At 53.2% G+C, this 23,196-nt stretch carries 21 protein-coding genes and 2 tRNA genes; 15 read left to right on the top strand and 8 right to left on the bottom strand.

All coding sequences use genetic code 11. From position 1 onward, the window contains the following. Positions 1-90: 90 nt before the first annotated feature. Positions 91-166 (top strand) — tRNA-Phe (locus BFQ04_RS06360). A 172-nt stretch (positions 167-338) separates the two neighbouring features. Next, positions 339-1,010: a hypothetical protein gene (locus BFQ04_RS06355; RefSeq protein ID WP_065950070.1), complete on the top strand. Its 672-nt coding sequence runs from the start codon at positions 339-341 to the stop codon at positions 1,008-1,010. A 20-nt stretch (positions 1,011-1,030) separates the two neighbouring features. Here the strand turns inward: BFQ04_RS06355 and BFQ04_RS06350 are convergent, their stop codons facing one another. Together BFQ04_RS06350 and BFQ04_RS06345 are read right to left on the bottom strand one after the other, a co-directional pair. Beyond that, on the bottom strand, positions 1,031-2,638 hold the full coding sequence (locus tag BFQ04_RS06350; RefSeq protein WP_065950069.1) for an ArnT family glycosyltransferase: 1,608 nt from the start codon (positions 2,636-2,638) through the stop codon (positions 1,031-1,033). Positions 2,639-2,724: 86 nt separating this feature from the next. Continuing rightward, a complete protein-coding gene (locus tag BFQ04_RS06345; RefSeq protein ID WP_065950068.1) occupies positions 2,725-3,690 on the bottom strand; it encodes an arsenic resistance protein in 966 nt (321 codons plus the stop codon). Between the two features lie 140 nt (positions 3,691-3,830). On the opposite strand from BFQ04_RS06345, the gene BFQ04_RS06340 reads away from it, so the two are divergent. Next, positions 3,831-4,244 carry a hypothetical protein gene (locus tag BFQ04_RS06340; RefSeq protein ID WP_065950067.1) on the top strand — a complete coding sequence of 138 codons (414 nt, stop codon included), beginning with the start codon at positions 3,831-3,833 and terminating at the stop codon, positions 4,242-4,244. A gap of 393 nt (positions 4,245-4,637) precedes the next feature. On the opposite strand, the gene gabP is transcribed toward BFQ04_RS06340, so the two are convergent. After that, positions 4,638-6,029: a GABA permease gene (gene gabP / locus BFQ04_RS06335; RefSeq protein ID WP_065950066.1), complete on the bottom strand. Its 1,392-nt coding sequence runs from the start codon at positions 6,027-6,029 to the stop codon at positions 4,638-4,640. Between the two features lie 82 nt (positions 6,030-6,111). Beyond that, positions 6,112-6,405: a hypothetical protein gene (locus BFQ04_RS29195; protein WP_139111903.1), complete on the bottom strand. Its 294-nt coding sequence runs from the start codon at positions 6,403-6,405 to the stop codon at positions 6,112-6,114. A 180-nt stretch (positions 6,406-6,585) separates the two neighbouring features. On the opposite strand from BFQ04_RS29195, the gene BFQ04_RS06330 reads away from it, so the two are divergent. From BFQ04_RS06330 to BFQ04_RS06310, 5 genes are all read left to right on the top strand, one after another. Next, positions 6,586-7,359: an ABC transporter ATP-binding protein gene (locus BFQ04_RS06330; RefSeq protein ID WP_065932620.1), complete on the top strand. Its 774-nt coding sequence runs from the start codon at positions 6,586-6,588 to the stop codon at positions 7,357-7,359. Between the two features lie 13 nt (positions 7,360-7,372). Continuing rightward, positions 7,373-8,125, top strand: a complete 753-nt coding sequence (locus BFQ04_RS06325; protein ID WP_057725474.1) for an ABC transporter substrate-binding protein — start codon at positions 7,373-7,375, stop codon at positions 8,123-8,125. A gap of 74 nt (positions 8,126-8,199) precedes the next feature. Then, positions 8,200-8,895, top strand: coding sequence for an ABC transporter permease (locus tag BFQ04_RS06320; RefSeq protein WP_065950065.1), 696 nt, complete (start codon positions 8,200-8,202; stop codon positions 8,893-8,895). A 38-nt stretch (positions 8,896-8,933) separates the two neighbouring features. Further along, positions 8,934-9,623 carry an ABC transporter permease gene (locus tag BFQ04_RS06315; RefSeq protein ID WP_065950184.1) on the top strand — a complete coding sequence of 230 codons (690 nt, stop codon included), beginning with the start codon at positions 8,934-8,936 and terminating at the stop codon, positions 9,621-9,623. Next, a complete protein-coding gene (locus BFQ04_RS06310; RefSeq protein ID WP_065950064.1) occupies positions 9,604-10,791 on the top strand; it encodes a methyltransferase in 1,188 nt (395 codons plus the stop codon). Before BFQ04_RS06315 ends, BFQ04_RS06310 begins: the two co-directional genes overlap by 20 nt. A gap of 192 nt (positions 10,792-10,983) precedes the next feature. On the opposite strand, the gene bcsQ is transcribed toward BFQ04_RS06310, so the two are convergent. Next, positions 10,984-11,931, bottom strand: coding sequence for a cellulose biosynthesis protein BcsQ (gene bcsQ / locus BFQ04_RS06305; RefSeq protein ID WP_065950063.1), 948 nt, complete (start codon positions 11,929-11,931; stop codon positions 10,984-10,986). 329 nt (positions 11,932-12,260) lie between these two features. Between bcsQ and BFQ04_RS06300 the strand changes: the two genes are divergently transcribed. From BFQ04_RS06300 to BFQ04_RS06275, 7 genes are all read left to right on the top strand, one after another. Next, positions 12,261-12,336: transfer RNA gene (locus tag BFQ04_RS06300), tRNA-Thr, on the top strand. Between the two features lie 56 nt (positions 12,337-12,392). Beyond that, positions 12,393-12,800 carry a colicin E3/pyocin S6 family cytotoxin gene (locus BFQ04_RS30305; RefSeq protein ID WP_371914487.1) on the top strand — a complete coding sequence of 136 codons (408 nt, stop codon included), beginning with the start codon at positions 12,393-12,395 and terminating at the stop codon, positions 12,798-12,800. A gap of 9 nt (positions 12,801-12,809) precedes the next feature. Continuing rightward, positions 12,810-13,121, top strand: a complete 312-nt coding sequence (locus BFQ04_RS06295; protein ID WP_065950062.1) for a hypothetical protein — start codon at positions 12,810-12,812, stop codon at positions 13,119-13,121. 17 nt (positions 13,122-13,138) lie between these two features. After that, positions 13,139-14,047, top strand: coding sequence for an ImmA/IrrE family metallo-endopeptidase (locus tag BFQ04_RS06290; RefSeq protein ID WP_065950061.1), 909 nt, complete (start codon positions 13,139-13,141; stop codon positions 14,045-14,047). Positions 14,048-14,884: 837 nt separating this feature from the next. Next, positions 14,885-15,166 carry a hypothetical protein gene (locus BFQ04_RS06285; RefSeq protein WP_065950060.1) on the top strand — a complete coding sequence of 94 codons (282 nt, stop codon included), beginning with the start codon at positions 14,885-14,887 and terminating at the stop codon, positions 15,164-15,166. After that, positions 15,121-15,927 (top strand): hypothetical protein, encoded by an 807-nt coding sequence (locus BFQ04_RS06280; protein WP_256544558.1) that lies wholly within the window; start codon positions 15,121-15,123, stop codon positions 15,925-15,927. Before BFQ04_RS06285 ends, BFQ04_RS06280 begins: the two co-directional genes overlap by 46 nt. Before the next feature lies 1 nt (position 15,928). Further along, on the top strand, positions 15,929-18,397 hold the full coding sequence (locus BFQ04_RS06275) for a DEAD/DEAH box helicase (protein ID WP_065950058.1): 2,469 nt from the start codon (positions 15,929-15,931) through the stop codon (positions 18,395-18,397). Between the two features lie 830 nt (positions 18,398-19,227). Here BFQ04_RS06275 and BFQ04_RS06270 read toward each other — a convergent pair. The 3 genes from BFQ04_RS06270 to BFQ04_RS06260 form a co-directional block, all read right to left on the bottom strand. Beyond that, positions 19,228-20,982: an anti-phage dCTP deaminase gene (locus BFQ04_RS06270; protein ID WP_175413253.1), complete on the bottom strand. Its 1,755-nt coding sequence runs from the start codon at positions 20,980-20,982 to the stop codon at positions 19,228-19,230. Positions 20,983-21,661: 679 nt separating this feature from the next. Beyond that, positions 21,662-22,303 (bottom strand): BRCT domain-containing protein, encoded by a 642-nt coding sequence (locus BFQ04_RS06265; protein ID WP_065950057.1) that lies wholly within the window; start codon positions 22,301-22,303, stop codon positions 21,662-21,664. A gap of 246 nt (positions 22,304-22,549) precedes the next feature. Then, positions 22,550-23,125, bottom strand: coding sequence for a TetR/AcrR family transcriptional regulator (locus BFQ04_RS06260; RefSeq protein ID WP_065950182.1), 576 nt, complete (start codon positions 23,123-23,125; stop codon positions 22,550-22,552). Positions 23,126-23,196: the final 71 nt, after the last annotated feature.

The following is a 23,196-nucleotide window of genomic DNA, read 5'->3' as shown; positions in this document are numbered from 1 at the left end:
GGGGTCTGCACGTAAGCGACGGTAATAATTAAATATTTTTTGAAAACTTGCTTGACGGCCCCCTGAAAAACCCGTTTAATGCGCCCCGTTGCCCAGATAGCTCAGTCGGTAGAGCAGGGGATTGAAAATCCCCGTGTCGGCGGTTCGATTCCGTCTCTGGGCACCAAAATACCGAGAAACCCCAAGGAACAATGTGTTCCTTGGGGTTTTTTATTGCCTGCGATTTAATGGCGGCCGGCGTGCTTGCGGTCCGATGTCGCAGCAGGACGATTGAGGGTTGTTTTTCGCTGGACTCAATCGTTCAGCCTTTACCCAATTCCCAGTTGTAAGGTTTTTCCATGACCCGCTTCTTGCTCTGCACGCTCTTGCTACTGACCGCAATGCTCAGTGGATGCGCCACGCAAATGGACGTAGCGCTCAACGCAACGCCTGACCCCGACTACCACTTCGACCGTCAGGCCACCGTACTGGTGACGTCCACCGGCGGCAGCGATGAAAACGCGCTCAACGCTCGCTACTACCTGCGCGACATGGTCAGCGCCATGAAGGACCAGGGCTTTCGCAATGTCTTCACCGACACCACCCTGCCCAAAGACCATGCACCGATCAAAATGACCGTCACCCTGGACGTCGACAGCAAGCAGGTCACCTACCGCTATACCGCCACCGAATACGGCCAGGTGGCAAACAGCACCACCACGCAGTGCAAGAAGAACAAAAAGAAAACCGACCAGCTGACCTGCACCAGCACCCCAAACACCACCTACGGCCCCGTAGGCACCTCTGAGCGCACCGGCTACACCACCCTCACCACGTTCAGGGCCACCGCCCGGGATGAGGCGAGCAAGCGCGCGGTGTACGTGCTGCGGGTATCGTCCTACAACGACGACTGCCAGGCCGCCAAGGTAGAAGCCTTTTTGGTGGAACAGGGGCTGCGCAATCTGAATTTCCAGGATCGGGTGCAGCGTAATTACACGGTTACGATGCCGGAGGGGTTTCGTTGTAAATAAGTGCTTTCCAAAGAGCCATCTCAGTTGAGCAAAAACACCATCAACGCATTGTCATTCAACCGCCCCTGAAAGCTCGGTGCCAACGGCTCGACCGGCGAGCCCTTCAACAGCGCCGTGTCCTTGCGCGGCACAATCACCCAGGATGGCCGGGGCAATGTGGCGAGCTTTTCCAGTTCGTCACGCCCGACGAAAAACGGCTGTTCATCGTGGTCCAGGTTCATCATGTAGCGCACCGCCCAGGTGTCCCGGCCCAGGTCGACAAATACCAGAGGGCCCGGCTGCGCGTCCCGCAACGCCTCCACCTGGCTGACAAACTGCCGGGTATCGAACTGAAGATCCTTGGCCGGCTCGATTACGGTGACCAGCAGCAACCACTGCGCCGCCAGGGCGAGCATGCTCAGCCACACCAACCGCCCGGCCCGACGCCACGCCACCAGCGCCGCCGCTTGCATCAGTACGAGCACGCTGATCAATAACGGCATCGAAACATCAGGCCAATAGCCGTGCTTGTGCCAGGCATACCGACACGCAAACAGCACCACCACGCCCAGCGCCGGCAGCGCCACGACGAGCCCTTCGTAGCAGCGGCGCACGCCAACGAGCCAGCCTTGCGCCTGAAGCAGCCCATAGGCCGCCACAGCGGCAAACATCGGCACCATGGGCAGGATGTAATAGGCACGCTTGAAGTGCGGTACTGACAGGCCGAGCAAAATCATCAAGCCGCACGCGCCGAGGCGTATCAGCAACTGCACATCATCATTGACCCAGCGCTGCGCCCAGCGATGACGTAGCGCGATCAACGTCGCCAGGGCCAACGGCACCACCGGGAAGTACCGGTACAAACTCAGCTGGAAGTAGAAATAAAACGGCTCGCCGGACTCATCCAGGCGCCCGCCGACCTGCATCTTGAACACCTCATCGGCAAAAGCATCACCCCCGCTGATTCGGGCGAGCTTCATCAGCATCCACCAGCACGCCGCCAGCAACACCAACCCGACCACGCCGTGAACCAACACCTGCCTGACCCGCTCCCCCGGCCGGCCCAACGCCCAGTACACACATGTGACGCCACACACCTCGATCAACCCCAGCGGCCCACGAATCGCGAAGGCCAGGACAAACAAGGGGAAAACCGCAAGTTGCCTGAACCGCGAGCCCAGCTGTTCACCACTGTGCAGCAGGTAGAAACTGCCGACGCACAGCAGCGCGACCATCTGGTCCAGGCACACCGAGCGCGACTTTTCGAGCAGTTGGGTGGTGAGCAGTGTCAGCAGCACCGTCAGTAATGCCCAAGGCCGGCTGGATGGTGCCAGCAGGCGATAGATCAGGGCGACTCCCCCCGCCGAAGCGAGCGCGGTGGGCAGCACATTCGCCAAGTGGTTCGGCGCGTCAAACAGCCGGGCGAAGACAAAACTGAAGAACGTCGCGGTGCCGGGATAATCCGCGTATGGCTGGCCGTAAGTGGTAGGGAAAAGACTCGCGCCGTGGCGAAACATTTCCTGCAGGAACAATGCCCAGCGCCCGTCGAAGCCCTGAGGCTGCTGATCCCAGATACCCAAAGTGAACAGCAGTAAGGCGATCAGAAAGATGCCCAGCGACTCCAGGCGAAAGCGGTTGCGATGATCCATCGGGTGACCTGTCAGGTGGGAAGCGCGGGCTTATGGTGCCGACTGCCCCCCTGAACAGCGTCTGAACGAACCTGCACATTCATGCATTAGCGACTGGCGGGCCATACCAGGGCCGGGATCAGGCGGATGTAGATCAACTGCGCCACCAGTTCGACCAATGTTTGCAGGATGACCGCCGTCGCGGCCAGCCCGCGCACGCCTTCAGGCAATGCCAGCGCCAGGGGCAACACCACCAGGGAATTGCGGGTGGATGCGCTGAACGTTACCGCACGCGCCGTTGCCGCCGGCAGCGCGAACACCCGCGCAGCCAACATCCCCATCAGCGGCGCCAGCAGCACGAAGCCTGCGTAGATGGGCAGCACCGGCAGAAGCAGGCGGATGTCCCGAATCACCGATGTGATCTGCGATCCGATCACCACAAACAGCACGAGGGCCATCGCCGGCACCGGCAACCAGGCCCAGGCGCTGTTCCACCGGTTGATCAGCATTGATCGTCGCGCGTAAAAGGCCGTCAACGCGGCCAGCAACATCGGCAGCGCGATCAACAACAAGAACGCTTCGATAAACGGCGCGACCGCGATCACCACCTCCGAGTGCGCTCCCAGCATCGAACCCAGGTACACCGGCAGCAGGGCCAATTGCACCAGTAACAGTAACGGCGTGGCCGCCAGCATCAACCGCGAATCACCTTTGCCGATGTGGGTAAACACCACCACGTAATCGATACACGGCGTCAGCAATACCAGCAACGCGCCCACCAACAACGCGGGGTACTCCAGCAGGCCACGGGTCAGCGCCCATACCAGCAAGGGCACCAGGATGAAATTGGCCAACAGCAACGCCAGTATAAAGCGCGGGCTGCCCCAGCCACGGCGCAGGTCGAGAAAAGGGATTTGCAGGAACATCGCATACATCAATACCGCGATGGCGGGCGTGACCAGTACGCTGAGGCCCTGAGCAAAAGACGGCGCGAATGCACCACAGAGCGCGGCCAGCAGGGTGGCGACAAAGTAGAGGGGAATCTGGTTGTGCTCAAGGGTGTCGCGGGTCATGAAGACGCTCTGGCAGGTTGCGAAGGCCAAGCCTATTCATCTATTGCCTGGTGGTCGAGCTGGATGAGCGACCAAACCTGCTTGGGATTTCCCCCAACCTGCGCTTCAATACCTGCCCCAACCCCAAGGACGTTACGCCCATGGCCTCGCCAAACAAGCAGCAAAAACGTGCCCAGCGGGCAAAAACCAAGGCCAAGCAAAACCGCACCCAACGTGCCGTCGCCACCAAGCCGGATGCGTTCGCCGGCGACGACAGCCGTATCGACCTTGAGTCAGTTGACTTGACCGAGCTGTTCGTGGAGATGCGCACGGCGGGCGAAACCAGCCAGCAGGCGCTGTGTGCGGTATTCCTGGCGCACCCGCTGCTGGCGTTGGTGCTGGAACAGGAAGGCGAAGAGGAAGCGACCGACTTTATCCTGGCCGCGCTGATTGAATATCGGCAATGGGCCACTGACAGCGATGACGAGGCCGCCGCATTGGCGTGGATCGAATCGCCGCAGTTCCAGGCGGACTACGTGGCAGCGTCCCAGGCCCTGACGAACTCAACAGACTGACACATACACAATGTGGGAGGGGGCTTGCCCCCGATGGCAGTGCGTCAGTCACTTATTTGTTAACTGACCCACCGCTATCGGGGGCAAGCCCCCTCCCACATTTTGATCTGCATTTCGTCAGTTCAGTATGGCAGCGCCACCAGCATGCTCGAATGCCGGTCGCGATGATTTCGACCCGATGGGCTTCCCGGACCGTACATGGCGTGGATCGAATCGCCGCAGTTCCAGGCGGACTCCGTGGCATAGTCCCAGGCCCTGACGAACCCAACAGACTGACACATACACAATGTGGGAGGGGGCTTGCCCCCGATGGCAGTGCGTCAGTCACTTGTTTGTTAACTGACCCACCGCTATCGGGGGCGAGCCCCCTCCCACATTTTGATCTGCATTTCGTCAGTTCAGTACGGCAGCGCCACCTCTCTGAGCCTTGCGACGACTGGCAACAAACAGCCCCGCCAACACCACCAGCAAGCTCAGAATGCCCGTTGCGATAATTTCGACCCGATGGGCTTCCTGGAACAGCATGATGGTCAATGTACCGACGATAAACACCATCACCGCGTAGGTCAGGCCCGGAAACAGCCACATCTTGAAGACAATCTTCTCACCCGCCGCCGTACGCTTCTGACGCATGCGCAGTTGTGACACTGCGATCACCAGGTACACCAGCAAGGCAATCGCGCCGGAACTGGCCAGCAGGAATTCAAAGACCGCCGCCGGTGCCACATAGTTGGCAAATACCGCCAGGAACGCAGCGCCGGTGGACAGCAGCACCGCCCAGTAAGGCGTACCGCTTTTATTGGTGCGCTTGGCCACAGCCGGGGCATCACCACGACGGCCCAGGGAGAACAGCATGCGCGAGGCGGTGTACAGCGCCGAGTTAAGGCAGCTGGTCACGGCAACCAATACCACCAGGTCGACGATCAGCTTGGCATTCGGGATGCCCATGCGCTCGAGCACGGTCTGGTAGGAACCCACTGCAGCCAGTGTCGGATCATTCCACGGCACCAGGGACACGACGATGAAGATCGACAAGAGATAGAACAAACCAATCCGCCAGATCACCGAGTTGGTAGCCTTGGTGATTTGCTGGCCAGGATTCTTCGACTCCGCGGCGGCAATGGTGACGATCTCAGTGCCCATGAACGAGAACATGGTGGTCAGGATCGCTGCCAGCACCGCGCCCATGCCGTTCGGCATAAAGCCTTGGGTGTCGAACAGATGCGATACGCCGCTGACCTGGCTGGTAGGCAGAAAGCCGAAAATCGCCGCCAGGCCGAGAATGACAAAGCCTACGATTGCCACGACCTTGATCAGTGCAAACCAGAACTCGAACTCACCGTAGTTCTTCACACTGAACAGATTGGTCGCGGTCAGCAGCAAGGTAATGATCAAGGTAAAGGCCCAGATCGCCACGTCGGGGAACCAGGCATGCAGGATGGTCGCCGCCGCATTGGCTTCCAGCGGAATCACCAGCACCCAGAACCACCAGTACAACCAGCCGATGGTGAAACCGGCCCAGTGGCCGATTGCTCGGTCGGCGTAAGTCGAGAACGAACCCGTATCAGGCGACGCAACGGCCATCTCGGCCAGCATGCGCATCACCAGTACCACCAGCGTACCGGCAGCCGCATAGGCCAGCAGTACTGCCGGGCCGGCGGCGGCAATCGCGTGGCCGGAGCCGACAAACAAACCGGCACCGATCACGCCGGCAATCGACAGCATGGTGACATGCCGCGGTTTGAGCCCCTGTTCGAGGTCATTGGAGCTTTGCGTACTACTCATTGACACACCTTTGCGAGGAATTGCGAAAACGGTTCGCCGGGCCTGCGGTGTTTCTCGTGAAAAGAAACCAACAGGGCGTTCTTTATTTTTTACGCAAGATTTGCGCCAAAATGTAACAGAGGCACAGTTGACGCGGGCTGTAGGAAAGTTCAGCAGTGATCGCAAGTCTTTGAGAACAATGGCATTCCGCTATAGCGTTACCGAGCGACTCACCCTGCGAACGAACAGGTGCACCAAAATCACACACAAAAAGTGCGTGACGCTCCATAAAAGCGCTGATACGCGCCGTTTGCCCGGTTAACCCTTCCAACACCTGCCCAAAGCTGGCACCATCGCGCCCTTTTTTACGCGAAGCCTGTAGATGCTCCGGGTTCAAACGTCTGTTCGGTTGTAGATGGCGCGACACGCCGCTGCGCCGATGCGACACCCTGCCGCAGACCACCCGTTAACCGTCCGCAGCGCTGTTGGCTGTCATCCAAACGCTATGCTAGCTTGGCGCCTCGCCAGGAAGGCGGCCCAACAGCGAAGATCGCAACGAACACAATGAGGACCGCACATGGCCGAGGCCACGCCCGCGCTTGAAATCCGCAACTTGCATAAACGCTATGGTGAGCTGGAGGTACTCAAAGGTATCTCGCTGACCGCTCGCGACGGCGATGTGATCTCGATCCTGGGTTCCTCCGGCTCCGGCAAGTCCACCTTCCTGCGCTGCATCAACCTGCTCGAAAACCCGCACCAGGGGCAGATCCTGGTGGCCGGTGAAGAACTCAAGCTCAAGGCCGCTAAAAACGGTGAATTGTTTGCCGCCGACGGCAAGCAGATCAACCGCCTGCGCAGCGAAATCGGTTTTGTGTTTCAAAACTTTAACCTGTGGCCGCACATGAGCATCCTCGACAACATCATCGAGGCGCCCCGCCGTGTACTCGGCCAGAGCAAGGCCGAAGCGATAGAAGTGGCCGAGGCCCTGCTGGCCAAGGTCGGCATCGCTGACAAGCGCCACGCCTACCCGGCGCAACTGTCCGGTGGCCAGCAACAACGCGCCGCCATTGCGCGTACGCTGGCAATGCAGCCTAAAGTCATTCTGTTCGATGAGCCGACGTCGGCGCTTGACCCGGAAATGGTCCAGGAAGTACTTAATGTGATCCGCGCGCTGGCCGAAGAAGGCCGCACCATGCTGCTGGTCACCCACGAAATGGGCTTCGCCCGCCAAGTGTCCAGCGAAGTGGTGTTCCTGCACCAGGGCCTGGTCGAAGAGCAAGGATCGCCACAGCAGGTGTTCGACAACCCGCTTTCGGCGCGCTGCAAACAATTCATGTCCAGCAACCGCTAACGGAGCAACATGCATGCAGACCTATAAAAAATTCCTTCTGGCCGCGGCCGTCTCGATGGCGTTCAGCGCCACGGCCATGGCAGAAACCTTGAAGATGGGGATCGAAGCGGCCTACCCGCCCTTCAACAATAAAGACGCCAGCGGCAATGTCGTCGGTTTCGACAAGGACATCGGCGACGCCCTGTGCGCCAAGATGAAAGTCGAGAAGTGCGAAGTGTATGTGTCCGACTGGGACGGCATCATCCCGGCCCTGAACGCCAAGAAGTTCGACTTCCTGGTGTCCTCGCTGTCCATCACCGATGAACGCAAGCAGGCTGTCGACTTTACCGACCCGTACTACTCCAACAAGCTGCAGTTCATCGCGCCAAAAGCCACCGCCGACTTCAAGCCCGACGCCGCCTACCTCAAAGGCAAGGTGATCGGTGCACAACGTGCAACCCTGGCTGGCACCTACCTGGAAGACAAGCTGCCGGACACCGAGGCCAAGCTGTATGACACCCAGGAAAACGCCTACCTCGACCTGACGTCCGGCCGCCTCGACGGCATCCTGGCCGACAAGTACGTGCAGTACGAGTGGCTCAAGAGCAAAGACGGTTCGGCCTATGAGTTCAAGGGCGACCCGGTTGTAGAGAGCGACAAGATCGGCATCGCCGTCCGCAAGGGCGACCCGCTGCGCGAGCGCCTGAACAAAGCCCTGGCAGAGATCAAGGCAGACGGCACCTACAAGAAGATCAACGACAAGTACTTCCCGTTCAGCATCGAATGATCTGAACGGCCTGCCCGGCGCGCTCACCTGAGCGCGTCGGCTTTCAGCAATGCCTGCCGCGATATGAAAACACCATGAATTTCGATCTCTACGGATTCGGCCCGGCGCTTGCCGCCGGCGCGCTGATGACCGTCAAACTGGCGCTCACGGCCCTGTGCCTGGGGCTGGTGCTGGGTCTGGCCGGTGCCCTGGCCAAGACTTCACCGTACAAGCCGTTGCAGTGGCTGGGCGGTGCCTATTCGACCATCGTTCGCGGCATTCCCGAATTGCTGTGGGTGCTGCTGATTTATTTCGGCACCGTCAACCTGATGCGTGCCCTCGGGGAGTTCTTTGGTAACCCCGACCTTTCCCTGAGTGCCTTTGCCGCCGGGGTCATCGCCCTGGGCCTGTGCTTTGGCGCCTACGCCACGGAAGTGTTCCGCGGCGCGATCCTCGCCATTCCCAAGGGCCACCGCGAAGCCGGTGTGGCATTGGGGCTGTCGAGATTCCGGATTTTCACGCGACTGATCATGCCGCAGATGTGGCGCATCGCCCTGCCCGGCCTGGGCAACCTGTTCATGATCCTGATGAAGGACACGGCGCTGGTGTCAGTGATCGGCCTGGAAGAAATCATGCGCCACGCGCAGATCGGCGTAACCGTGACCAAGCAGCCGTTCACCTTCTTCATGGTCGCCGCATTCATGTACCTGGGTCTGACCGTACTGGCCATGACCAGCATGCACTTCCTGGAAAAACGCGCCGCCCGCGGCTTTGCAAGGAGCGCCCAATGAACGGTGATTACAGCTGGCTGTCGCATTTCGACCTGGGCCTGAACTGGGCCGTAATCATCAAGTGGCTGCCCAAATTGGCCCAGGGCGCAACCCTGACCCTGGAGTTGGTGGCAATCGCCGTGATTGCCGGTCTGTTACTGGCGATCCCGCTCGGTATCGCTCGCTCGTCGCGCCGCTGGTACGTGAGCGCCCTGCCCTATGGCTACATTTTCTTCTTCCGTGGCACGCCATTGCTGGTGCAGTTGTTCCTGGTCTATTACGGCCTGGCGCAGTTCGACGCCGTGCGCAACAGCTTCATGTGGCCCTACCTGCGCGATCCGTTCTGGTGCGCCACGGCCACCATGACCCTGCACACCGCCGCCTATATCGCTGAAATCCTGCGCGGTGCGATCCAGGCCATTCCCCCGGGCGAGATCGAAGCCGCTCGCGCCCTGGGTATGTCCAGGCCCAAGACACTGTTCTACATCATCCTGCCCCGCGCCTCGCGTATCGGCCTGCCGGCCTATAGCAACGAAGTGATCCTGATGCTCAAGGCCAGCGCCCTGGCCAGTACCGTGACCTTGCTGGAACTGACCGGCATGGCGCGGACCATCATCGCCCGTACCTACCTGCCGGTGGAGATCTTCTTCGCGGCCGGGCTGTTCTACCTGTTGATGGCCTATGTGCTGGTGCGCGGTTTCAAACTGCTGGAGAAATGGCTGCGCGTCGATGCGTGCCAAGGACGTTGAGGCACGCTTCCAGGCACTGGATGCGTTTCTGATCGAGCACCAAGGGCTGTGGCGACCACGGCCCTTTACCCATCTGCAATTACCCTGGGAAACCGAGTATTGCGCGTTATCGCAGTGGCTACGTCAGCGCTCGCTGGACGACGCCGAAGCCTGTCACAATGCCCCCCACGACCTGCCGGCGCCCGCGCCTTTTCCACAACTGGCGGCACAGGCGCTGCGCCTGGGCACTGTGGGTAAGTTGCCGACACACGCGCTTGCATCCGCTCGCCATCGCCTGAATGTCGACGTTCCGGGCCGTAAATGGCAACAGATCGAAGCCTTCGGCGCCGCCCTGAATTTTGACGCAACGCCCCACCACTGGCTGGACTGGTGCGCCGGCAAAGGCCACCTCGGCCGCCGTCTGCTGCAACCCGGCCAACAGCTGACCTGCCTGGAATATGACCCGGCCCTGATTGCCTCAGGCAAAGCCTTGAGCGATCACCACGGCTTGCCCGTCACCCATCGCCTGCAGGACGTGATGGCAGACGTAGCAATCAGCTCCGAGCACACCCCAGTCGCCCTGCACGCCTGCGGCGACCTCCACGTGCGCATGCTGCAAGTGGCCAGCGCTGCCGGCTGCAAACAACTGGCGCTGGCGCCGTGCTGCTATAACCGTATCAACGCCGACCGCTACACAGCGCTGTCCGCGACCGGGCGCGGCTCCCCCCTGCACCTGTCAATCGATGACCTGGGCCTGCCGCTGAGCGAAACCGTCACCGCGGGCAAACGCGTACGCCAGCAACGCGATACGTCCATGGCTCGGCGCCTGGGCTTCGACCGCCTGCAACGGCAACTGCGCGGATGCGACGACTACCTGCCCACGCCCTCCCTGCCCGCCAAATGGCTGGATAAATCCTTCGCTGAATATTGCCGGGAGCTGGCAAGCCTCAAGGGCTTAGCCACAGGTGAACAGGATTGGCTCGCCCTGGAAGCCCATGGCTGGCGTCGACTGGCCGAAGTACGAAACCTGGAGTTGGTCAGAGGCCTGTTTCGTCGCCCGCTGGAATTGTGGCTGGTGTTGGATCGGGCACTGTTCCTGATGGAGCAGGGCTACAACATCGAGTTGGGCAGCTTCTGTGAACCGACCCTCACGCCACGCAACTTGATGGTGCTGGCCCAGCGCGATTAAGGGGCGAAAATTCCTACAGTGCCCTGTGGATAACTCTGTTGATGAATTCTTTACGGAGGCTGTAACCATCAGCGCTACAGACCAAAAGCAGCACTGGTCATTTTTTGTTCACACAATAAAACGCACACAAAACAGGCAGTTGCAGCGTGTTGAGAACGCCTCCACACAATGGCTGTTATGTGACGCCTGTTACTAACGGATTGTGCATAAGCATCTGAGCCAAACCGTATACACCGCGCTTTCACGCGGTTTTTTCGGCCCCTTCAGCAGCAGGCACAGCGCATTGATATCGTCACTGGCGAGACGCTTCGTCACGTTATCCAACGGGTCTGCCGCAAAGGCCAACGCCTCGTTGATCGCCATGTCGCGATGAACTTCAAGCGGCTCTTTGCCCAGCCGATGTTTGAACGCCTCGACCATGTCCAGGCTGAACGCATTGCTTTCATCCACCTGGTTAACCACCACGTGCACGGCAGGTGGGCACTGGCCTTCAAGATGCGGCGCGAGCAGCGCGTCCAGATGATCCAGCGTGCCAAGGCACGCCGCGTCCGGCTGCACGACGACCAACACCACATCGGCAACGTTCAGCGCCTGGTGGCAATACACGTTATTGCCGGCCGGCGTATCGATAATCACCGTCTGCCGCTCGCTCAAGCCCAATGACCCAAGACGTCGCGCCAGCCAATCGGGCTCCTGCTTGAGCCAACGCTCCAGATTCTCCTGCTGCTGGACATCGATATCACCGAAGGTAATCACACGACACCCGGCAAAACCCGACTGCTGCAGCGGGCCCCATTGTCCATGCTCCAGGCTGGTGCGCCCGATACCCGGCAATGTACAACTGACGCCAAAGTGGTGATGCAAGGCATTCTGCGGGTCCAGATCCAGCGCCACCACCGACGCCCCATGGCGCTGCAAACCGCTGCTCAACGCCGTCACCAGCGTGCTGCGACCGACACCACCATTGATAGACACCAGCGCCACTATTTTTGGACGCAAAATAGGGGGCTCCACAGGCTGGAGAGATTGATGAGATGATTCAGGAATACTGCCGAAAAAGCGCATTCGCGCATTGATGCCATCGGCATCATGGGTGACGTCCTTGCCGAATAACGCCAGGATTTCCCTGCCAAGACCCATAGCCTGCTCCTCACGACGCAACTTAAGACGTGAAGCTCGGCAAGCGCGGGTACTTACCGCAGGTCTTATTATTAGGCGCCCTTGTATGGGGCATTCTGTGACAACAGGGTGGCAAGTGTCATTATTTTGGTGCTACTGGCGATCGAATTTTGGATGAACGGTAAATAGTCAATTTTATGACCTTCTTTGATGCGTTATCTGTACGGGCTTTCGAGCGGTGAACATGTGGAAAAAACCCGGCGATCGCAAAAAACCACGGGTTTGCAAAAATAGTCAGAATTCAGGGGTTTACAGAACCTTTTCAGTCGCTATAATCGTCGCCCTAACACGCCGGTATAGCTCAGTTGGTAGAGCAACTGACTTGTAATCAGTAGGTCCCGGGTTCGACTCCTGGTGCCGGCACCATACAAGGTTCCAGAGAAGGCTTTCAAAATCTCTGGAACCCCCGAAAAACCCGCCTAATGGCGGGTTTTTTCGTTATGGAGATCCCTGTCCCCCTCACAGACAGCTTGCGATTTCTTGAAACGAATCCTCGCTTCAGCCCGCCGCCCATGCCAATCCAGTTACGGTATAGTCCCGTCCCTTCTCGGCGAAGATGCCAAGACCAGTTTTCAGAATTAAAGGAACGTTGGATGGGCGGCAAACCGAGGCCCGATCCTTCTATTGTCAGCGGTTTCAGAGTCGCGTATGTAGAGGGTGGCCGTAAGTATTACTTTGATGCCGTAGAGCAACGATACTACTCATGGGATTCGCTACACGGCGAGTTTGAAGTCTTCGACCGACGTGGCTTTCACCTGGGTTCGGTCTGCCCTGAAACCGGGCTAGCTTTGAAACCTGCCGTCCGCGGACGAAGGATCAAACCGAACTGAGAGGTTCATATGAATTTTGTAGAGCTTTGCCTTAAAGGCGATGTACTGGAAGAAGAGATCGACCAATTCGTCGAAGACTGGCACGAGGGCCGTCAAGGTGCCGACATGCAGCTGCATGAGTATCTGGGCATGAAGTGGGAAGAGTACCAGCTATGGTCAACGAACCCGTCTGTCTTACCTTTTGTATTGACTGCCCACAAGTACGGCACCTCTCTCAAGGACCAACTCGATCAAGACAAATTTGCGATTGCTGCGCGCGCGCGATCAGTCGCTGAAGCTACCAAAGTGGAAGCTTGGCTACGCAGCGTGGGCAAGATCTAGTGACCCCGGAAGAGAAAATGGCTAGTCGCGTCCTGGCCATCCGCGAGCTGACACCGCCTTACGATCTAGAACAGCTAGCCTCTGCCTATGGGGAGCTTGAATACCTTGAACTGCCGTTCGGCGTGGACGGAATCACAATTGGTATTGGTGCTGCTACCAAGCCTCGCATCCTGATCAATTCAAGCTCTCCTGTTACCCGTCGAAAATTCACGCTGGCCCATGAAATCGGGCATGTAGTGATCCCATGGCATACAGGTACAATCGTCTCCCATCTGGAGAACCGGGAAGTTGACGCTGCCTATAGCCAAATGGAGACCGAAGCCAATCGCTTCGCCGCAGAGCTGTTGATGCCATCTGACTGGTTGCGTGAAGCATTCAAAGCCGCATCCAGTGTGGAACAATATTTCCGCTCAGTCCTTACCCATGCCGGGGCATCCAAAGAAGCAACATTCAATAAAATATTACGCCCGCTTGCTCAGCCAGTGATTTGCGTACACGTTAATAGCGCATCCAGAGTTCTCAGCACGCGAAGATCCCAGACGGCACCCTATCCTCCAGAACGAAACGCCGAAGTCAGCAGTGAAACCTTTCAGACAGACTGTCGTTTCGAAAGCTTTGAAATAGACGGCCAGCTTTACATGAGCTGGACCTTCATTGGCCGCGACATACAGGAAGTAGACACAAGGCCATGGCGGGAGATTTTCAACCAAATCCTGAATGACACTGACATGCAAGGATACTTGCAGAACATGAACGGCATTCTTGCTGCCGCTTACGGCAAAAACAAAGCGCTCGACGAGGCAGAAATCTGCGGAGCCGTCATCCGAGCATTCAAAAAATATGAAAATTACGATGTGGTGACAGAGCATCCTCTGTTCGAACAGTTTGTAATCAAACGGGTAAGGGAGCTGAAACTGCGGGGTTGAGTGATCACAGGCGCAGAAAAGATCGGGCAATGCGCTTTCGTTGATAGCAACCCAGGTAGTTTTAAGGCTACGCCATACGCTGGTGGTTCTCCCAAAGTGCGATTAGCGTCCGGCGGCTCGCACGGTCACAACGACGTGATGGATGCCTACTTTTATGTGTGCCCACTGCGGCAACTCCTCCCCCTTTCATAGCTGCGCTGCAGCAACCTATCCGCCTGGCCATTTCCTTGCGCCAACCTGCGCCCGTCTCTTTCTTCTGGAAAGAGACGGGCGCTCCAACCGCTGCTGCAGCCCAACTCGTACAGGGCTTTGCGGCATTCCCCCTCGTGACAATTGGCGTGACAAACACCGAAGCCACTAGCAACAGCAATGCAGATGATGGTGCCGCAGCCCACGGAATGGACTGCACCTGACTGACAGTCAGGTATGCCCCGGTCATCGCATCACTGCCTTCACCCGACTCAGGATCTCGCGGCGCCGGTCTCGTCAGCCAGTGCAGGCTCCACACGCCCACTTCTTTGGAAGTGTTCAGGAGGCCAGATCATGAGATGCCCAAGCTCCCGGTCGTAAGGAGCCGCCAGTCCCGCGTTAGTGGACACCCCTCACAGGTCGCAGGGGCCTTGATCCCTGATAACACTCAACATTCTTGGTGGGATGACGTGGGGATGGTTTTAAAGGTTTCGCTTCGAGAGGAGTTTGATAATGGCATTGGTCGGTAGACGGGGGCTAAATCTCAACGCGACCACACACCTTCTCAGCATCGCGCAATACTATCGTGCCATTGCTCGAAATTTCGGTAAGATGCGGATGGATAAGGATTTCTGGAGAGGTTGAAAAATGGACTTCACCCCTATCATCGCCCAGATCTGGGGCATGCCGAACTGGATTTTTCCGGGCGCATTTTTTCTCGCTCGGCTCAAGCGGCCGCTAAGCCAAGGCTATCACGGTGAACTTTCGGTGCGACTGCTCGCCCGGAAGCCGGGCAAGCACATCTCTTTCCAGATGCACAATCTCACTCTAAATACGTTAGGCAGGACCAAGCAGATCCACCGATTTGTTGGAGAGGTCTGGCCATGGCAGCGTCCCCCCTATTACCAAGCGAAAAAACCTGGGCTATAAAAATGCTTCCAGTTGAAATAAAGCTAATATCTCCCACACACGAACTACATGTCATCAATATAGAATCGTTGGATACCAAAATAACTAAATATCTTGATGGTTTTTTAGTATCGATATGTGAGGGCAGCTCTGACAGCGAGCTATACCTAGTTAAAATAAGGCTGAGAAAATTTCTGGAAGATAAAGATACCAATACTCGAATGGGAGCAGCCGCGGAGCTTTTTGCTCATTTATACTTAAGAATGATTGGTTACAAACAGGAATTCCTATTCTTTAATCTAGAAGAAGGATCAATAAAAAAAGGGTTTGATGGTTTTTTCTCTAAAGACTCTGAAACCTATCTACTTGAAAGTAAATCCGGCTCTATATCCAGTAAAATAATCAGTCACAAAGACAAGCTTAAACATGCCTACTCCGATTTAGAAAAGTACGTTTCTGGGAAAAGCGAGAAAGGTAAAAACAACCCATGGAAAAATGCCTACAACCATGCTTCCCATATAGATGTAGGAACGGAAAAATCAATCAGAAAGAAAATTAAAAATCTTCAGGATATGTTTGACCAAGGAACTTTTAACAAGATAACCGAATTCAATATAATCACATGTTCAACGATATTCCTAAATGGCGTGTGGGACTCAACAGCGAGCGCTGAAATCTTAAATGATAACAGCTTCGTATTAAGCTTTGACGGAAAAACGATTAAAGCTATGTGCTTGACAAAATCTAGCCTAAATAGCTTTGTTGAATACCTGGAGAAGTAAAATGGCAATTAGCCTGACTTGGCTGAAGAGCAATAAATTATTTTCAGAAGTTATGAGGAAGACCTCTCTAAACATCCAGCTTGACAATAGAGAGCTGGAGTTCATCCTAAGCTGTGCAATTGTATTTTTTAACGAATACAGTGGCGACAAGAGAAGATCCCCGTACTTTGAGATTGCATACTATATTACCTTGAAGTGCGCGATTAATAACAATTATTATCAACCACTACTAGATGCAAGCTCAAACTTTGGGATCTACCCGGTAGCGCAGTACATATCAAAAAATAAATTAACCGAGAATTCAACAAGCACAAACTTCACTTTAGAGTACCAGTTGGAAAAATTTCTAAACAAACACATAACTGAAACCTACGAGCAGAAAAAATATCGAGAGCAAATAATTAACAGCGGTAGCAAGGAGAACTGTTACATCGCGCCAACCTCTTTTGGAAAAAGCACATTAATTATAGATATAATAAAAGCAAGGAATCCCAATAGAACCGCAATCATCGTACCAACCAAATCACTCCTTATACAAACTTACAAGTTAATCAAAGCTAATTTCCCGCTCCGCCACATTATATTTCATGATGAAATGTATGATGGGGCAGGAAATTTTATTTCCATATTCACTCAAGAGCGTGCTCTCAGGCTATTAAAAAACAAAGATATATCTTTTGAACTGCTGATAATTGATGAAGCCCACAACTTATTTGAAATGGATGGAAGAAGTATTCTGCTAACAAGGTTAATACGTAGGAATAGGCTTAGAAATCCGGAGTCGACAAACTATTATTTATCACCCTTGGTATCTGAAACAGAAAATCTTAAAACTGATGAAAATCAGGATTTTTTTGAACGGCGCATAGCAAGCAATATTAAAGAACCAGAAATCTATGAATATAAATCAAATGGAGAACAGCACGCCTACAATAGATTCATGAATGAGTTTTATCGCTTAGGGAATGAGTCGAGTTTCGTAGACTACATAATAAAAAACAAGAAAGAGAAGAACTTCCTATACCTCCGAGCGCCGAAGAAAGTTGAAGAGCTTTCCATGCTTATAAGCAAGGAGCTACCATATATTGGCTCAAGTGTGCTCGGCGTTTTATCTCAGACCATTTCAAACAACGTTCATAGTGACTTCTATTGCGTAGAGCATATAAAAAAGGGGATGATTTATTTGCATGGAAAGCTCCCGGATTTAGTAAAAGAATATTTGGAGCACAAGTTTTCACAAACCAAAGAGCTAAAATACCTGATTGCGAATTCAGTAATTCTAGAGGGGGTTAACCTGCCGATCGACAACCTATTTATTCTAAACACTTACGATCTGGATGGAAAATCATTAACCAACTTGATTGGCAGGGTAAATAGACTTAACGATGTGTTCGATGACAGCAGAAAATCTCTCGACAAACTTCTTCCACCTATACATTTCGTAAACTCTGACCAGTTTAATCGGAAGGGTGGAAAGATGGAAAATAAAATAAGACTTCTAAAAAATGGAATATTTAAAGACAACATAGAAAACCCTCTACTGCTGAATTTCGACTTGAGCCAAGTCATTAAAGACTTAGACATAGCACGCGAAAATATAGATCAAGATGGTATAGAGACTCTAGAGAGGAAAGTTAATCAATTTGAATATATCCAGAGCAAAGAGGACTTTTTGATACACAGTGATGGGGACGAGTCTAGCAAAGTAAAGCACACGCTTATGGAGTCAGGCATTTCTTCTGTGTGCTATAATCCTGAGAGAGTGTTTGGCCTACTTGAAAGGCGCCTAGGTACAATTTCCTCAAGTGAGGAATGGATAACATCCGACGTAATTGACAAAGTGTATTTATATTTTATCAAGGCTCTTGAAAATCAGATTTCAGATGCCACGTTTCTTCGCCTTCAGCACCCAAAAGCTAGAGATTTCTACAAACTATTCACAAGAAATCTCCATCGCCTAAATCTTAAAGATCACTTATCAGACACAGTGAAGTATTTCCACAGCATTAAACTTATCGATAGTGGAAAAGAGTTTTTCATTGGAAGTTCCTATGGCGAGATAGCCAAACACAGGGCAGACGGCGTACATGGCAGCAATGTATACATAGATCTATCAAAAAAAACAGACAAAGAATTGGTAAACTTGGCGCTAGTGAAAATCAAGATAGAAAGTGACTTTGTCTCTTATAGACTCAATGAATACGTGAAAGCCCTTCATGACTTGAGGCTGATTACTGAGAATGAGTACAATCTACATATTTACGGAACCAACAAAAAAACAAATGCCGAATTCGTCAAGATGGGCATTAGTGGGTCTTTAGTGAATAAATTGGAGCGTGACAAGCAGACAGGCAATATTTCAATAAGTGAGCTTGGAGAGGTTAAATTCAATAGCGAATTCGCTGACTATGTAAACTCCCAAGATGACCTTGTTCAGTTTGAAATAAGAAAATACATAGACATCCAATAGAGGTTTATTTTTACGTGAATGTAATAATTCTCTCATGTCGTCCCTGCTAATTTTTAAGTGAAGGCCCAATTGCCACGGGCGACTATGAGTATTCCAGGGTTTCGTACAGAGCCTCTTTATAACTCAGCTCGCCTTTTTCGACCTGATCGACGACCGACAATTTAAAGGTTAGCGTGTAGTCGCGCTGACTCCGCCTTTTAGCTGATTCCATTACGTCCTCCTGAAAAATAGATCAGAAAGTGTAAACCTTATTCAGGACGGGACAGAGAGAAAAAAATAAATCAGTCCCCTTTTCTCCTTGGAAAAAAACCAGTGCTCCGTCTAGTCACGTGATGCTCGGATACCATTAACCTTATAGTATTAAGCGCATATACTGCTCTGAGCATGGCCATATAGCCGGTTGATTATAATGCCTAGCGTAATGGCTAATCAGTTTCTGATCTTTACCATTACTGCCCTGAGACCAAGGCAGCTCCGGTGCCGCAGCATGTCGATGTTTGACCTCGATCTTGAGAGGAGCACGTCAAGCGACGGCTAGGACGTGCTGAGGCGCAGGCACTATTTGCCGATACTAATATCAGTACATCCCATGCAGTGTAACGCTAGGGGATATACGCTGATAATTTATGCTCAAGGCTATGCCAAACCGATATCAGATTTGGCCTAAATTTAATTGGAATCAGCTTTTTTCGCGTTCTCGAGGAGGAGATGGCGAGCGTGGGCTTCCCTGCGCAGCCTTCAAAGACTCTTGCTTCCAGGTTGGCCATTGCTCTACGACCCGGCGAGATTCATTGAGGTAATTGATAAAATCTTGCTTTTTGCTACTCATATTAGTTTTCCTCTATGTACCTTGATAGCAGAGCTGCAGCTATGGTTTCACGTTCCATGTACGAACAAGGCAACATCTGGGTGCGCAATTTAGCATCAGTCTCTTTCCAGTCAATCGTTTGGCCATGCTCAGTTTTGCGGGCGACTGGATACCCGCTACCGAGATTTGTGGAGAATAGGTTAAAAAAGCTTCTAGGTCCAACGCCAATAAATGGTTCGAAAACGACATTTTTACTGCTTTTGTCTAGCGAAATTGAGTCTGAATGAAACTCTAAGGCCTTGCTTTTTGGGTAAGGCTCGACATATACAACTCGCTTAATTCCTGCCGCAACTATATGCTTAGCGCAATTATGGCAGGGAAATGTTGTGCAGTACAAATCGCTTTCTGCAGTACTAACACCAGATCTCGCACTGGAAAGTAGCGCCTCCATTTCAGCATGAACAACACGTCCATATTCAGTAATGTCTTTAATTTTACTATTTTTGATAAGCGGCGTCAGCTCCTCTCGATACTTCTCAGGCACCGCTTCTATTATGCCCTCAATTATTAACCGCTTTTGGATCGCATTCGAATCTTCTCCTTTCATGTAGTCTCGGCCATCGGCGACATCAGTGATTTCTTGAGTCGCTTCATCTTTGTCTGGCCAATACAGCCCCCCATGGGCTTTAGGCACGTCATTGGCCCCCGTCGAGATTATACAGCGATTTTTTGTAAGTACGGCACCAACTTGCCGGGAAAGATCTGCAGACCTTAAAGAAGCTGAGAAAGCCATAAACATAGCATACTCATCAAATGTTGGCGTTATATATGGCTTGCCAAAAAGCAAATCTAGAATTCTCCATATTTGTTTTTTTAGAGAATCCGAATTGCCATTATAATCAATGAAAAAGTCTGAAAGATGGTAGGTATCGCGAGTGTGTTGACCGTACTCTTCTCTTTCGTCTGCGTCTCTTTCTATTAGTCTAGAGGCTTGCTCTTTTGTCATTGATTTGTCTTTTGTTAAAAACTCATACCTTCGTGTGTGATCAGCGTGTACGCCAATGAGAAAAAAACCATCTGAATATATTTTTCTGAGTTTTTGTACTTCGGCGGGGCTTTTCAATGAATTTATAATAAAGGCGTTCCGCCGAAGTGGTTCTTGTTTCCCCCTGGACTTATTTATTTGTGCCGCAGCCCCTAAAGCCAATATCGAATTATCTCGACTTTCTTTGCGTAGCCTATTACCCTCTTCCATGTAAGAGCTTATTCTCTCAAACTCATGTGCACTTTGCGAAGGGTTCCCGATATTTGCAATTATGTCAGCAGATATTTTTATATTTCTAGTTTCGTATTTGAATATTTTCAAGCGATCAGTTATTAATTTTGACACTTCGGGGAGATCTGTTCCGATTGTCCCAACGAGCCCTATTACAAGTTCGGAATCAGAATATGTATCGTCTATAAAGTATGTATTTTCCGAGGTATCCTCTACAGATAGCTCCGCAACTATTTCTTCAGCACTCCCCGACACTTCTCTGCCATCAGCTTCATTATGAGCTTCAGTATTCAATAGCGGCTCTACGGATGCTCTAAGCTTTCGAGCAAAATGAGCTTTACCTTGAAATAAAATCCCACCAGTTGACGGGTACCAATTTAATATCCCTTTGCTTTTTGTTTTAAATTGGTGTTGGTTATTATTTATTTCTCGCCACTCCCCGGCTGAGGCGAGTGGTTCAAGTTTTTTCTTGAGCTCCTCTAAGCTTCCATCGAATCGCATGCTCATTCCCTTTAACCGATTTTTTATAATTAAACATGTGAAACTGGCGTAGCGTTTGGCGCAATTCCCCCAAGATAGCCCTGAAAGCTTTCGTTGGCTAGGTATCGGGCTACGATTTTGAGTGTTTGAGCAAACTGTCTCTATCTTTGTCGGTTGAAGCCCTAGGTCTCTGGCTTGCTTATTTTAAATTGACAGCAATAGCTGGATGTTGTGTTTACTCGGTGGCCAATCGCATAGGAGCTCTCGCTCTCTAGGCAAAGGATAACTGGCCACGCAGCTTCGCCGAGGGCTTAAACGTAAAACGTAAGGTGAGCACCAAGCTCTTAGGGATATAAACAGGGGCAGATGAGAGCTGAAGATGAGCGCAACTTATTAATATAATTATTATTTTTTATACGGTTCGACTCCTGGTACCGCACCATACGCAACATCGAGAAAGGCTCACCGTAAGGTGGGCCTTTCTCGATGTTGCGTATGGTTTTTGCAGGAGCTGTCGAAGGCTACAAAGGCGTCATCCAATACAGCAACGAACGCCTGCGATACCTCACTCTGTAAGAGCCGAGCTTGCTCGTGATCGCAATCTCAAGACTAATTGAGCAACAAGGGCATGAACGTCGTTGCGGCATTCAATCAGGCGCGTTCAATCTCGCTACCAGCGTCGCCCGGGAGCAACGGCGCCTCAGCCAAACAGCATTTGCTGCCAATGACGCTCACCAACAATGGCTATCGGCGCCCCCGCTTCGCGAAGCTCTACCGCCTTCATGATTTTGGTGCCATAACTGCTGTGACGCCATTGCTCGTTACCGATGCTGCCAACGACCAGATAATGCACTTTCTTACTCACCCCTCCAGCAATCAGCGCCCCACGCTCTTCTATCAACGCTTGGCAATCCTTGCGGGGCCCGTAAGCCATGATCCCGGTGAAAACGAACATCTTGCCGTCCCAGATCAGATCAGGCGCGGGTGCATTGAAAGGCAAATCGTTAGGCGCGACAAAACCCGGTTCAACACCCTTAGGAAGTTGTAAAGGCAGGCCAGAGAAGCTTTGCAAAAGACTAAGCAGCTCTTGGGATTCGTCAGGGTCCAAGACGTTGTCTTGAAGCATGCTGGATAAGCGGGAGTACAGAAGATTTATCACTGGATCATCAAGATGAACCAAATTGGTGTCCAGCCACTGTTTTAAAAATAGAGCTTCGCCAGTGGTCACCACTCCATCAGCCGTCAAGCCAGCGGCCAAGCCAACTAATGCGTCTGCGGAGCGACGGTCGATCCGAGCGCTATGAAAAAATTTACTTTTTTCGAACTCGTTGTGTAGATCCATTACGACCTTCCTTGTCATACGGTTGCTGATCTTCTCGATACTAGCCTGGAGACATCATCCGATGAAAGGCGTTGGAGCGACGATGACTCGGGATGAGCGCCACCAACATTCGCAAACTTGATTTCATCCTGCCTGGTAGATCGGCTAGTCAGCCGATGGGCAAGCTCAAAACACGTTCTAACGATATGGCGCGCAAGGTCAGAAAGATTTAATCCAGAGGCGTGTGGGCATGGCCTACATGGCCCTTTACAACTCAATCGACAATGCCCCACCCATCCGCGCCCTACACGCCTCCAAAATCTCATCCGCCAACGCCGAATCATCCGGACAAGCCCGCGACAACATGATCGCGCCCACCGCCCGCGCCAGCAGGTCGATCATTTTCGCCCTGGCCTCCTCAGGCGCTTCATCCGAACCGGTCGGGCATTTTTCGCCGAGCGTCTGCAACATGTGCTCAATGCCCTGCGCAAAGGCCGACTTCAACTCCCCCGACTGACGCGCCGCGTCGCCGCATAGCGCCGCCATGGGGCAACCCGTGGCGCGGCCGTCGCGATGTTCCCTGGATACGTATAGATCGATGAATTCCTTCACGCTCAGTTTTTCGGCGCTGGCCAACGATTGCGCGAGGCTGTTGGCCGAGGCTTCGGCCATCAGGTCCGCCTTGGAGCCGAAGTGTTTGTAGAAGCCGCCATGGGTGAAGCCGGCGGCAGCCATCAGGTCGGCCACGCCGACGCCGTCAAAGCCGCGCTCGCGAAACACCACTGAAGCCGTTTCGACGATGTGCTCCCGGTTTGCCTGGGCCTGGGCCTTGGATACGCGCATGTTCGCTACCTCGCTACCGCTGAATTCATTGGCTAATGATACATAGATGTCGTTCATAATCAAAACCGTTG

The organism is Pseudomonas sp. 37 R 15, assembly GCF_900004865.1.
GTDB classification, from domain to species: Bacteria; Pseudomonadota; Gammaproteobacteria; order Pseudomonadales; family Pseudomonadaceae; genus Aquipseudomonas; species Aquipseudomonas fluorescens_AM.
Note: the sequence above shows the minus strand (reverse complement) of the source record. Positions and strands in the feature narration are given on the sequence as shown.

Bases quoted from the DNA above. Each gene is read 5' to 3' on its own strand.
- BFQ04_RS06340 (WP_065950067.1), top strand. From the start codon at position 3,831: ATGGCCTCGCCAAACAAGCAGCAAAAACGTGCCCAGCGGGCAAAAACC.
- BFQ04_RS06355 (WP_065950070.1), top strand. From the start codon at position 339: ATGACCCGCTTCTTGCTCTGCACGCTCTTGCTACTGACCGCAATGCTC.
- BFQ04_RS06350 (WP_065950069.1), bottom strand. From the start codon at position 2,638: ATGGATCATCGCAACCGCTTTCGCCTGGAGTCGCTGGGCATCTTTCTG.
- bcsQ (WP_065950063.1), bottom strand. From the start codon at position 11,931: ATGGGTCTTGGCAGGGAAATCCTGGCGTTATTCGGCAAGGACGTCACC.
- BFQ04_RS06310 (WP_065950064.1), top strand. From the start codon at position 9,604: ATGCGTGCCAAGGACGTTGAGGCACGCTTCCAGGCACTGGATGCGTTT.
- BFQ04_RS06295 (WP_065950062.1), top strand. From the start codon at position 12,810: ATGAATTTTGTAGAGCTTTGCCTTAAAGGCGATGTACTGGAAGAAGAG.
- BFQ04_RS06330 (WP_065932620.1), top strand. From the start codon at position 6,586: ATGGCCGAGGCCACGCCCGCGCTTGAAATCCGCAACTTGCATAAACGC.
- BFQ04_RS06275 (WP_065950058.1), top strand. From the start codon at position 15,929: ATGGCAATTAGCCTGACTTGGCTGAAGAGCAATAAATTATTTTCAGAA.
- BFQ04_RS06260 (WP_065950182.1), bottom strand. From the start codon at position 23,125: ATGCGCGTATCCAAGGCCCAGGCCCAGGCAAACCGGGAGCACATCGTC.
- BFQ04_RS06280 (WP_256544558.1), top strand. From the start codon at position 15,121: ATGGCAGCGTCCCCCCTATTACCAAGCGAAAAAACCTGGGCTATAAAA.
- BFQ04_RS06270 (WP_175413253.1), bottom strand. From the start codon at position 20,982: ATGCGATTCGATGGAAGCTTAGAGGAGCTCAAGAAAAAACTTGAACCA.
- BFQ04_RS06265 (WP_065950057.1), bottom strand. From the start codon at position 22,303: ATGGATCTACACAACGAGTTCGAAAAAAGTAAATTTTTTCATAGCGCT.
- BFQ04_RS06325 (WP_057725474.1), top strand. From the start codon at position 7,373: ATGCAGACCTATAAAAAATTCCTTCTGGCCGCGGCCGTCTCGATGGCG.
- BFQ04_RS06290 (WP_065950061.1), top strand. From the start codon at position 13,139: ATGGCTAGTCGCGTCCTGGCCATCCGCGAGCTGACACCGCCTTACGAT.
- BFQ04_RS30305 (WP_371914487.1), top strand. From the start codon at position 12,393: ATGGCGGGTTTTTTCGTTATGGAGATCCCTGTCCCCCTCACAGACAGC.
- gabP (WP_065950066.1), bottom strand. From the start codon at position 6,029: ATGAGTAGTACGCAAAGCTCCAATGACCTCGAACAGGGGCTCAAACCG.
- BFQ04_RS06285 (WP_065950060.1), top strand. From the start codon at position 14,885: ATGGACTTCACCCCTATCATCGCCCAGATCTGGGGCATGCCGAACTGG.
- BFQ04_RS06320 (WP_065950065.1), top strand. From the start codon at position 8,200: ATGAATTTCGATCTCTACGGATTCGGCCCGGCGCTTGCCGCCGGCGCG.
- BFQ04_RS06345 (WP_065950068.1), bottom strand. From the start codon at position 3,690: ATGACCCGCGACACCCTTGAGCACAACCAGATTCCCCTCTACTTTGTC.